The organism is Rhodovulum sp. DZ06, assembly GCF_050586345.1.
GTDB lineage: Bacteria > Pseudomonadota > Alphaproteobacteria > Rhodobacterales > Rhodobacteraceae > JBOCEF01.
Genome location: NZ_JBOCEF010000084.1, coordinates 1 through 9,387, shown reverse-complemented (window position 1 = coordinate 9,387; position 9,387 = coordinate 1). Strand labels below are relative to the sequence as shown.

At 74.3% G+C, this 9,387-nt stretch carries 10 protein-coding genes and 1 tRNA gene; 5 read left to right on the top strand and 6 right to left on the bottom strand.

The window, feature by feature from the left end:
- Positions 1-157: 157 nt before the first annotated feature.
- The 4 genes from ACQ5SO_RS20980 (at position 158) to ACQ5SO_RS20965 (ending at position 2,854) form a co-directional block, all read left to right on the top strand.
- The gene (locus ACQ5SO_RS20980; RefSeq protein ID WP_430943607.1) at positions 158-742 is read left to right on the top strand and encodes a helix-turn-helix domain-containing protein; all 585 of its coding nucleotides are present in this window, start codon (positions 158-160) and stop codon (positions 740-742) included.
- 3 nt (positions 743-745) lie between these two features.
- Positions 746-1,285: a GNAT family N-acetyltransferase gene (locus tag ACQ5SO_RS20975; protein WP_430943606.1), complete on the top strand. Its 540-nt coding sequence runs from the start codon at positions 746-748 to the stop codon at positions 1,283-1,285.
- A 183-nt stretch (positions 1,286-1,468) separates the two neighbouring features.
- Positions 1,469-2,050 (top strand): YceI family protein, encoded by a 582-nt coding sequence (locus tag ACQ5SO_RS20970; RefSeq protein ID WP_430943605.1) that lies wholly within the window; start codon positions 1,469-1,471, stop codon positions 2,048-2,050.
- Between the two features lie 174 nt (positions 2,051-2,224).
- Positions 2,225-2,854, top strand: coding sequence for a hypothetical protein (locus ACQ5SO_RS20965; RefSeq protein ID WP_430943604.1), 630 nt, complete (start codon positions 2,225-2,227; stop codon positions 2,852-2,854).
- 16 nt (positions 2,855-2,870) lie between these two features.
- On the opposite strand, the gene ACQ5SO_RS20960 is transcribed toward ACQ5SO_RS20965, so the two are convergent.
- The 3 genes from ACQ5SO_RS20960 to ACQ5SO_RS20950 all read right to left on the bottom strand — a co-directional run bounded on the left by ACQ5SO_RS20960 (position 2,871) and on the right by ACQ5SO_RS20950 (position 5,094).
- Positions 2,871-3,758, bottom strand: a complete 888-nt coding sequence (locus ACQ5SO_RS20960) for an L-type lectin-domain containing protein (RefSeq protein WP_430943603.1) — start codon at positions 3,756-3,758, stop codon at positions 2,871-2,873.
- A 308-nt stretch (positions 3,759-4,066) separates the two neighbouring features.
- Positions 4,067-4,143 (bottom strand) — tRNA-Met (locus tag ACQ5SO_RS20955).
- A 165-nt stretch (positions 4,144-4,308) separates the two neighbouring features.
- Positions 4,309-5,094, bottom strand: coding sequence for a TerC family protein (locus ACQ5SO_RS20950; protein WP_430943602.1), 786 nt, complete (start codon positions 5,092-5,094; stop codon positions 4,309-4,311).
- A 172-nt stretch (positions 5,095-5,266) separates the two neighbouring features.
- Here ACQ5SO_RS20950 and ACQ5SO_RS20945 point away from each other — a divergent pair, with 172 nt between their 5' ends.
- Complete coding sequence (locus tag ACQ5SO_RS20945) at positions 5,267-6,229, top strand: bifunctional helix-turn-helix transcriptional regulator/GNAT family N-acetyltransferase (protein ID WP_430943601.1); 963 nt, start codon at positions 5,267-5,269, stop codon at positions 6,227-6,229.
- Positions 6,230-6,236: 7 nt separating this feature from the next.
- On the opposite strand, the gene ACQ5SO_RS20940 is transcribed toward ACQ5SO_RS20945, so the two are convergent.
- The 3 genes from ACQ5SO_RS20940 to ACQ5SO_RS20930 all read right to left on the bottom strand — a co-directional run bounded on the left by ACQ5SO_RS20940 (position 6,237) and on the right by ACQ5SO_RS20930 (position 9,236).
- On the bottom strand, positions 6,237-7,508 hold the full coding sequence (locus ACQ5SO_RS20940; RefSeq protein ID WP_430943600.1) for a hypothetical protein: 1,272 nt from the start codon (positions 7,506-7,508) through the stop codon (positions 6,237-6,239).
- A 172-nt stretch (positions 7,509-7,680) separates the two neighbouring features.
- Complete coding sequence (locus ACQ5SO_RS20935) at positions 7,681-8,280, bottom strand: tetratricopeptide repeat protein (protein ID WP_430943599.1); 600 nt, start codon at positions 8,278-8,280, stop codon at positions 7,681-7,683.
- A 137-nt stretch (positions 8,281-8,417) separates the two neighbouring features.
- A complete protein-coding gene (locus ACQ5SO_RS20930; RefSeq protein WP_430943598.1) occupies positions 8,418-9,236 on the bottom strand; it encodes an ABC transporter permease in 819 nt (272 codons plus the stop codon).
- Positions 9,237-9,387 lie beyond the last annotated feature (151 nt).

Genomic DNA, 9,387 nt, shown 5'->3' with positions numbered 1-9,387 from the left:
GATGTTGGGGGGTGGTGGGGGGGGGGGTGGGGGGGGGGGGGGGGGGGTGGTGGGGGCCCCCCCCCCCCCCCCCCCCCCCCCCCCCCGACGCCGGGGCGTCGGGGGCGCCTGGTCCGGGCGCTTGCGCGAATCCCGGATTGGGGACATGGTTCCAGATATGGAATTAGACCCCGCCCCGGATCCCGAAACCCACCCCGAGACCCTGGACGCGCGCATCGCCGCCCGGCTGCGAGGGCTGAGGGCGGAACGGGGCTGGTCCCTCTCGGACCTCGCCGAGCGCTCCGGCGTCTCCCGCGCCAGCCTCTCGCGGCTCGAGAACGCCGAGACCTCGCCCACCGCCGCCGCGCTGGGGCGGATCTGCGCCGCCTACGGAATCACCGTCTCGCGGCTGATGCAGGCGGCCGAGGCGCCGCGCGCCCATGTCCCCGCCGCCGAGCAGCCCGACTGGACGGACCCGGAGACGGGCTTCCGCCGCCGCCTGCTGTCGCCCCCCGCCCCGGGTCTTGCGGGCGAAGCGGTGGAGGCGCGGCTGCCGCCCGGAACCCGCATCGCCTATGACGCGCCGCCGCGCCCGGGCCTCGAGCATCACCTGCTGCTGCGCGAGGGGGCGCTGACCGTCACCCTCGGCGGCGCCGCCCATGCGCTGCGCCCCGGCGACGCGCTGCGCTACGCGCTCCACGGGCCATCGGCCTTCGAGACCCCGCCCGAGACGGGCGCCCGCTATATCCTGTTCCTGGTGTGACCCATGACCGACATCCACTCCCTCTCCGCCGCTGAAGCCCGCGACGCGATCCCCGCCCTCGGCGCCCTGCTGCACGCCGCGGTCCATGCCGGGGCCAGCGTCAATTTCGTGCTGCCCTTCGAAACCGCGCAGGCCGAGGCCTGGTGGCGCGGCGCCGCCCTGCCGGGGATCGAGAGCGGGGCGACGACCCTGTTCGTCGCGCGGGGCGGCGCAGGGGAGGGCGGCGAGATCCTCGGATGCGTGCTGCTGATGCGCGCCCCCCAGCCCAACCAGCCGCACCGGGCCGAGGCGGGCAAGCTGCTGGTCCACCCCTCGGCCCGCCGCCGCGGGCTGGCGCGGGCGCTGATGGCGGCGCTGGAGGGACGGGCGGCGGCCGAGGGGCGGACGCTGATCACCCTCGACACCCGCACCGGCGACATGGCCGAGCCGCTCTATTCCTCGATGGGCTACGAGACGGTCGGGGTGATCCCCGGCTTCTGCGTCGACCCGATCCATCCCGGCAAGCTCGACGGCACCACGATCATGTACAAGCGGCTGCTCTGACGCCCGCGCCCGCGCCCGGGGCGGCCCCGCCATCCCCCGCGCCTGCGCCCGGGGCGGCCCCGCCATCCCCCGCGCCTGCACGCGGCGCGAGAAAACCTTTGCGCGGCGCAACCGCCTGTCCGAAGCTTCCGCCCCCGGGGGGCGGCTTGGACCGATCCGGGTTTGGACAGAAGGAGCCTTGGCATGAAGATGTTGATGGGAGCCGCCGCCGCGGCGCTGCTGGCGGGCGCCGCCTTCGCCGATGATCACGGCGGGGCCTGGACCTCGGTCGAGGACGCCTCGCGCGTCGCCTTCGGGTCGGTGAAGGGCAACGAGACCGGCGAGGTCCACCACTTCAACCGCGTCTCGGGCGAGGTCGCGCCCTCGGGCGCGGTGGCCGTGCGGATCGATCTCGGCTCGGTCGAGACCAATATCGACATCCGCAACGAGCGGATGCTGGAGCACGTGTTCAAGGGCATGGGCGAGGCGGTGCTGACCGGCACGGTCGACTATGCCGCGATCTCGGCCCTGCCGGTGGGCGCCACCACGATCGCCCCGTTCGAGGGCGCGCTGGCGCTGGGCCCGGTGGTGGCCGAGGTCGAGGCCGAGATGCTGGTGGCGCGGCTGACCGAGGACCGGGTGCTGGTGACCACGGCCGATTTCATCATGCTCTCGACCGCCGATCTCGGGATCGACGGCGGGATCGACGCGCTCAAGGAACTGGCGGGCCTGTCGGGCATCACCCGCGTGACCCCGGTCGCGATCCGCATGGTGTTCGAGAAATGAGCCGCCGGGCGGGGCCGCGCGCCGGTCCCGCCCGACCCCGCGCCCGCCGCGGGTGATCCCGGGGGGCGCCGCCCCGGGCCGCCTTGCCCAGCGCGCGCCCCGCGGGGCAGGGTGGACCGCGCCGCCCCCCTCCCAGGCCGATCCCCTGCAACCGAACCCCCGGAGGCCGCCGCCATGCATCCCGCCCTGCGTTTCGCCTGCGCCGTCCTGATCCCGCTTCTCCCCGCCCAAGGGGCGCTGGCGCAGGACCCGGCGCCGCCCGGCGGCAACCTCGTGGTCAACGGCGATTTCGAGACCGGCGATCTGCGCGGCTGGACCGCGCTTCGCGGCGAGATGGTCCTCGTCCCCGCCGAGGCCGCCGGTTTCGCGGGCGTCGACCCCGCCGCGCTGGGCGCCTGGACCGTCACCTCGGCCGAGGGCCCGGAGCAGGAGGAGATCGGCCAGGACGTCGACCTCTCGGCCCATGCGGCGGAGATCGACGACGACATCCTCTCGGCCGGCTTCAGCGCGCTGGTGCAGACCCGGCGGGCGCGGGGGCTGATCGATCACGGCGCGGTGTCGCTGGTCTTCCTCGACGCGGGCGGCGCCGCGCTGCCGGGGGGGATCACGGTGCGCCCCTCGCCCACGCAGGACAGTGTGGACTGGACCGCGGTCGACTGGTCCGGCCCGGTCCCGCCCGGCGCCCGCACCGCGCGGATCCGCTTCGCGGCGGAGCGTGCCTCGGGCGCCTCCTCCGACGCCTTCGCCGACGCGTTCTCGCTGGTGCTGGAGGAGCCGAGCAGCAGCGCCGCCCCGCTGCGCTGAGCGCGCGCGGGGGGCTTCAGGGTCGGCAGGGCGTGCGCGGGGCCGCAGGGGCCGGCGGCTCGGCCCGCTGCGCGGCGCCCAGCCAGGCCGCGCTGCTGCTCGAGGACGCCTCCTCCTCCTCGACCCCGGCGCCCGGATCGCCCGCGGCGGCGGTCCCGGAGGTCATCGCGTCGCCGCTCTCGCCCGGCGCATAGCGTTCGAGATAGGTCCAGGCCAGGATCTCGTGCCGCGCCCAGGCCGCGCCGGTGGCGGCGGCGAAGCCGACGAAGGCGGTCTCGCTCCCCAGCAGGGCGGGGATGTCGACCGGGTGCGCGAACACCGCCCCGGGCGGGCGCAGTCCCGCGCGGGACAGGCGCAGCTCCAGCGTGCAGCCGTCATAATCGAGCCAGGCGTGCCAGGTCTCGCCCGCCTCGAAGGGCGCCTCGATGTCGACCGGCCCGAAGTCCCTGTGCCGCACGTCGCCGTTGATCAGCAGCCCGGTGTGGTTGTCGCTGCGGTCCCAGCCGTTGCGCCAGGTGTCGAACTCCACCGCCAGGCTGTTCGGGACGCCCTCGTAGCCCATGCCGCCGCCATTCTCCCCGAGGCTGGCCGAGGCGGTCTGGGCGATCAGCGCGATCCCGTCCGCGCCGCCGCCCCCGGGCCGGTCCATGCGGAAGGCGAAATAGGTGCTGAACGCCTTGGTGGAGATCTGCGCCGAGGAGAACACGCTGCCTGACATCCAGCCCTGCGCGGGGGTGAGGGTGAGGGCGCCGTCCTCGCCCACCGCGGCGGCGCCGCTGAGCGTGAGGCGCGAGGCGTCGAGGAAGTCGGTCAGCCGCAGGTCCCCCGCGCCCTGGGCCGCGGCGGGGGCGGCGAGGAGGGCGGCGAGGGGGGCGGCGGCGAGGGGGCGGCGCAGGGCGGTCATGGGCGAAGTCTCCCGTGGCGGCGCGCGGCGGGCGCGGAAGGGGGCGTCGAAGCGATATGACCACGCTATGAACGGGCGGGCGCGATGTCCATGGCCGGGCGGGCGGGCGGCGGGGATCGGGGCGGGCAGTGGGGATCGGCCGCGGCGCGGGCAGGGTGGTGCGCGCGGGTCGCGCGGGGCGGTGCGGCGGGTGCGGTGGGCCGCGGGGCGCGTGCGGCGGCGCCGGCCGCAAACGCGAAGAGGCCCGCGCCGTGGGGCGCGGGCCTCTTTGCCGAAGGCGCTGCATCCGCGGCGCGCGTCGGGAAGGGTGGTAGCGGAGGAGGGACTTGAACCCCCGACACGCGGATTATGATTCCGCTGCTCTAACCAGCTGAGCTACTCCGCCGCCGTGGCGTCTGGGGCGGTGGCCCCGGGCGACGGGGGGCTGTTTACGGCCAGCCGCGGGGGCCGTCAAGCGGCTGCGTGCAGTTTTTTGAACCGCCCCGGGATTTTTCTCCCGCCGCCCGGCGAGGCGGCCCGAACGCCGCCCCGCCCGCGCCCCGCCGCCGCCTCAGCCATGGCCGTCCGCCGGGGGCATTCCCGCAGCGCGGCGCGCCGCCGCCCGCCGCGTCCGGGCCCGGCGAGAGAGCATGTTGAACCCCTCCACCGCCGCCGAAAACGCCATCGCGGCATAGACATAGCCCTTGGGCACATGCACGCCGAACCCCTCGGCGATCAGCGTCATGCCGATCATCAGCAGGAAGCCCAGCGCCAGCATGATCACCGTCGGGTTCGCCTCGACGAACTGCGCCAGCGGCCCGGCGGCGATCAGCATCAGCGTCACCGCCGTGACCACCGCCACCACCATGATCGGCACGTGCGGCGTCATCCCCACCGCGGTGATGATGCTGTCGATCGAGAACACCAGGTCCAGCAGCAGGATCTGCGCCACCGTCGCCGCGAACCCGGCCGCCACCTTCGGCGCGGCCTTGTCGAACAGCCCCTCGGGTTCCGGGTCCACCTGGTCGTGGATCTCCTTCGTCGCCTTCCACACCAGGAACAGCCCGCCCGCGACCATGATCAGGTCCTTCCAGCTGAACTCCTCGCCGAAGGCGGCGAACAGCGGGTCGGTCAGCTGCACGATCCACGCGACCCCCGCCAGCAGGACCAGCCGCAGGACCAGCGCCAGCCCGATGCCGATGCGGCGGGCCGAGGCGCGTTTTTCCTCGGGCAGGCGGTTGGTGAGGATCGAGATGAAGAGGAGGTTGTCGATGCCGAGCACCACCTCCATCACGATCAGCGTGAACAGGGCGACCCACGCCTCGGGCGTGGACAGAAGGGCGAGGAATTCGGTCATCGAAACATCCCGTCGGGCCTGGCCCCGCCGCCGCGCCGGGCGCGGCGCGCGCGGGGGAAGGGGCGAAAGGGATGAGATTGGCGCCCCCGGCGGCGCAATCAAGCGCGCAGGCCCTCCGGGGCGGGGCTGAATTTTGATTGACCGGATCAACCTTCTCCGGCCAGATGGACCCATGACCGACGCGCCTTCCCCCATGCAAGCGCCCGAAGCGGAGCTCTCGGCCCGCATCGCCCGGATGCGCCGCTTCAACCGCTTCCACACCGCGCTGGTGGGGGCGCTGGAGGAGGGGTTCCACGACTCCCCCCTGTCGCTGCCCCAGGCCCGGGTGCTGCACGAGATCGGGGCGACGCCGGACGGCCCGCCCTCGGCCGCGGCGCTGTCCAAGGCGATGAGCATGGACCCGGGGCAGCTGTCGCGCATCCTCTCGGCGCTCTGCGCGCAGGGGGTGATCGAGCGGAATCCGGACCCGGACGACGCGCGGCGCATGACGCTCTCGCTCACCCGCGCCGGGGCGCGGATGCTGGCGGCGCTGGAGGCGGAATCGGACGCGCGGGTGGGGCGGCTGCTGGCCCGCCTCTCGCCCGCGGCGCAGGCGCGTGCGGTGGCGGCGATGGGGATGCTCGAGGGGCTGTTCGCCGAGGGCCCGGCCCCGGCCGATCTGGTCCTGCGCGACCCGAAGGTGGGCGAGCTGGGCGAGCTGGTGGGCCGCCAGGCCGCCTTCTACGCCGCCGCGCATGGCTGGGACGCGGAGTGGGAGCGGATCGCGCTGGGCATCGTCTCGCGCTTCGACCCGGGCGCCAAGCCGGGGCGCGAAAAGGGTTGGGTGGCCGAGCTGGACGGCGCCCCCCAGGGCTGCGTCTTCGCGGCCGAGGACGATGCCGAGACGGCGCGGCTGCGGCTTCTGTTCGTGGACGAGGCGGCGCGGGGCAGGGGGCTGGGGCACATGCTGGTGGGCGAGTGCGTGGCCTTCGCGCGGGCGGCGGGCTACCGGCGGATGCGCCTCTGGACCATCGACGTGCTGGCCCCGGCGCGGCGGATCTACGCCGCCCACGGCTTCCACGTGGCCGAGGCGGCGCCGGTGCGCCAGTTCGGCCAGGACGTGGTGTCCGAGACCTGGGAGCTTTCGTTCGACTGAGGGCGGCTCAGCCCGGGGCGAGGGGCGCCTCCGCGCCCGGCGTCTCCGCCTTCGCCTCTGGCGTCGCCGCCGCCGCGCGCGCCCGGTCCCGGGCCGCGAGGGCCTTGTTGGCCTTCATCGCGCCCCAGGCCAGCGGGATCGCCATCAGCCCCGCCAGCGCGAAGGCCTCGGGGGCGGCGCCCATGCTCTCGAACAGCTGGGTGTAGAAATGGATGCCCGCGAAGGTGAGCCCGGCGTTGAACAGCCCGCGCTGGTTGCGGATCGCGGCCCAGGCGATCATCCCGGCCAGCGCCGCGGCCCAGGCGATGGAATAGGCCTCCTCGGGGATGGTGATCGCCCCCTCGCGCCAGGCGGCGAGGGCGGCGTTGTAGCTGTCCCACTGGTCGGGCGAGCCGTCGAGAGCCGCGCGCAGCGCCGTGCGCACCCAGCTCTCGCCCACCACGTCGCCCCAGAGCGAGCCGACGAGCGCCGAGAGGTTGGCGACCACGAAGCCCATCATCGCGTGGATGCGCAGGTGGCGCGCGTCCCGCTCGGGTCGGCGCCGGGCCAGCAGCAGCGCGGCGGTCACGAGGGCGGACATCTGCAGGATCGTCAGCGTGCTCTCGGGCGAATAGAAGGCGTAGGCGGCGTGCCGGTAGAAGGTCCCGGTGTCGAGGACCTGGGCGAAGGGCACGATGGCGGCGGCCGAGACGAGGCGTACATCCACCCGCCAGCCCGCCCAGGCGATCACGGCGGCGAACCACAGGTGCGCGGCGCCGGTGGCGAGGTCGCCCGGATCGGCCCTGTGGATCATCCGCCCCAGCCCCAGCAGGTGGACGGCGAGGCCCATCAGCAGGATCGCGCCGCCGACGAAGGCCAGCCCCGGCCCGTCGCGCCGCCAGACCGCCCAGCCGCCGAGGCCCGCGGCGGCGCCGAGGGCGAGCATCACCGGGTCCGCGACCTCCTTGTAGCGTTGCATCAGCTCCATCGCCGCGCCGCCCAGCAGCATCCCCGCCCCGATCAGCGCCGCGGCGCCGCCGAAGAAGCGCAGAGTCTCGCCCCCGCGCATCAGCAGCGCGAGGCCCACGGCGCCGAACACCAGCCCCGCCCCGGCCACCGCGGCGGCGTCGGCGAGCCAGAAGATCAGCCCCGCCGCCGCGGCCAGAACGCCGCCGACCAGGAGGGCGTCGACCACCAGCTCCATCATCACGGCGCGGGCGCGGGTCTCGATCTCCCGCGCCTGGGCGGGGGACAGCACGCCGTCCCGGACGAGCTTGTCGGTGTCGGCGACGGCGAACATGGGGCGTCTCCTGCGCGCGGGGGATTTTTGAACAATGTTCACTTGCGCGCGGGTTTTCAAGGGGGACGGCTCCCCGGGAACGCAAGAGGGGCGCGCGGCATCGGCCCGCGCGCCCCTCTCCGGCGCCGTCTCCCGGCGGGGCCGCGCCCCGGGCGGCGGCCCCGACTGCCGCTCAGAACAGCGGTTGGTATTTCCACTCATCCGCGTCGGGGGTCACCTCGTCGAGGTCATAGCCCGAATCCTGCATCCGGCGCGCCACGGGCAGGCCCTGTTCGGCGGCCATGTCGACCATCCGGCGGCCCTCGGCCGTGTCCTTCGCCACGCCCCGGCCGCGCATCAGGTCGAGCCCGTAGTTGAACTGCCCCACCGGGTCCCCGGCCTCGGCCGCCATGCGGTCGAGGGCTGCGGCGGCGTCCGGGTCCTCCGGCCCGCCATAGCCGTTGTCGTGCAGGTAGCTCATCCAGGTCATGGCCTGGGTGTAGCCGGCCTTGATGCAGGCCTCGAAGATCGCGCGGGCCTCTTCATGCGCGCCGGACTTGGTGGCGGGATAGCCCATCGAGCAGACGATCATGTCCGCCTTCCCGTCGCGCCCGTTCTGGATGAAGCGGTCGAGGGTCATCTCCTCGGGGTTCGTCTCGCCGTACTCATCGCTTTCGACCACGAAATCCTCGGGCAGGTCGTCCACGGGTTTCGATCCGTTGGCGAGCGCCGCGGGGGCGGCGAGCGGCAGGGCCAGGATGGCGGCGAGGGCGGCGGCGAGGGCGGTCTTCATGGCGGGTCCTCCGGCTGCTGGCGCAGGCGCGGCCGCGGGCCCGCGCGGCAGGGGCGCGGACCTCGCGGGGCGGCGCGGTCGGTTTCAGTGTGCCACGATTCCCGGTCGGCGGGGCCGCTACTTTGGCGCCCCGCCCCTCAGCGCCTGCGCGAGAGCAGCCCGCGGGCCGGGTCATAGCCGATCAGCGCCCCCCCGAGGAACACCGCGAAGCTGCCCGCCACCACCGCCAGCGCCCCGAGGTTCAGCTGCCCGTAGAGGGTGAAGCGGATCAGCTCCACCGCGTGGGTGAACGGGTTGAAGGCGCAGATGTCGTGCAGCAGCTCGGAGCTTTCGGCCATCTTCCACAAGGGGTAGAGGGCCGAGGACAGGAAGAACATTGGAAAGATCACGAAGTTCATCACCCCGGCGAAATTCTCCAGCTGCTTGATGGTCGAGGACAGCAGCAGCCCCAGCGCGCCCAGCGTCAGCCCCGTCAGCATCAGGGCGGGCAGCGCCAGCAGGTACCCTTCCCACGGCAGGGTGATGCCATAGAGCGCGGCGACCCCGAGGAAGGCGTAGACCTGCAGGATCGAGATCGCCGCCCCCGCCGCCAGCTTCGCCAGCAGCAGCCACCAGCGCGGGAAGGGCGAGGTGAGCAGCAGGCGCATGGCCCCCATCTCCCGGTCATAGACCAGCGACAGCGAGGACTGCATCCCGTTGAACAGCTGGATCATCCCGCACAGGCCGGGGACGATGTAGATCTCGTATGTGATGTAGGTCTGGTAGGGCGGCGTGATCGACAGGCCCAGCGCGGCGCGGAACCCCGCGGCGAAGACCACCAGCCACACCAGCGGGCGCACAAGCGCCGCGATGAAGCGGGCGCGCTGGGCGAGGAAACGCTGCGCCTCGCGGCCCATCACCGCCAGCAGGCAGGCGATCCAGGCGCGGGGCGGCAGGTCGGGGGCGGTGCGGCTCATCTGGCGGTCTTTCGGGATAGGTCAGGGCAGGGGCGGGGGGGGGGGGGGGGGGGGGGGAACCAAGGGGGGGAGGGAAGGAGGGGGGGGGGGGGGGGGGGGGGGGGGGGGGGGGGGGGGGGGGGGGGGGGGGGGGGGGGGGGGGGGGGGGGGG

Bases quoted from the DNA above. Each gene is read 5' to 3' on its own strand.
- ACQ5SO_RS20980 (WP_430943607.1), top strand. From the start codon at position 158: ATGGAATTAGACCCCGCCCCGGATCCCGAAACCCACCCCGAGACCCTG.
- ACQ5SO_RS20975 (WP_430943606.1), top strand. From the start codon at position 746: ATGACCGACATCCACTCCCTCTCCGCCGCTGAAGCCCGCGACGCGATC.
- ACQ5SO_RS20970 (WP_430943605.1), top strand. From the start codon at position 1,469: ATGAAGATGTTGATGGGAGCCGCCGCCGCGGCGCTGCTGGCGGGCGCC.
- ACQ5SO_RS20965 (WP_430943604.1), top strand. From the start codon at position 2,225: ATGCATCCCGCCCTGCGTTTCGCCTGCGCCGTCCTGATCCCGCTTCTC.
- ACQ5SO_RS20960 (WP_430943603.1), bottom strand. From the start codon at position 3,758: ATGACCGCCCTGCGCCGCCCCCTCGCCGCCGCCCCCCTCGCCGCCCTC.
- ACQ5SO_RS20950 (WP_430943602.1), bottom strand. From the start codon at position 5,094: ATGACCGAATTCCTCGCCCTTCTGTCCACGCCCGAGGCGTGGGTCGCC.
- ACQ5SO_RS20945 (WP_430943601.1), top strand. From the start codon at position 5,267: ATGACCGACGCGCCTTCCCCCATGCAAGCGCCCGAAGCGGAGCTCTCG.
- ACQ5SO_RS20940 (WP_430943600.1), bottom strand. From the start codon at position 7,508: ATGTTCGCCGTCGCCGACACCGACAAGCTCGTCCGGGACGGCGTGCTG.
- ACQ5SO_RS20935 (WP_430943599.1), bottom strand. From the start codon at position 8,280: ATGAAGACCGCCCTCGCCGCCGCCCTCGCCGCCATCCTGGCCCTGCCG.
- ACQ5SO_RS20930 (WP_430943598.1), bottom strand. From the start codon at position 9,236: ATGAGCCGCACCGCCCCCGACCTGCCGCCCCGCGCCTGGATCGCCTGC.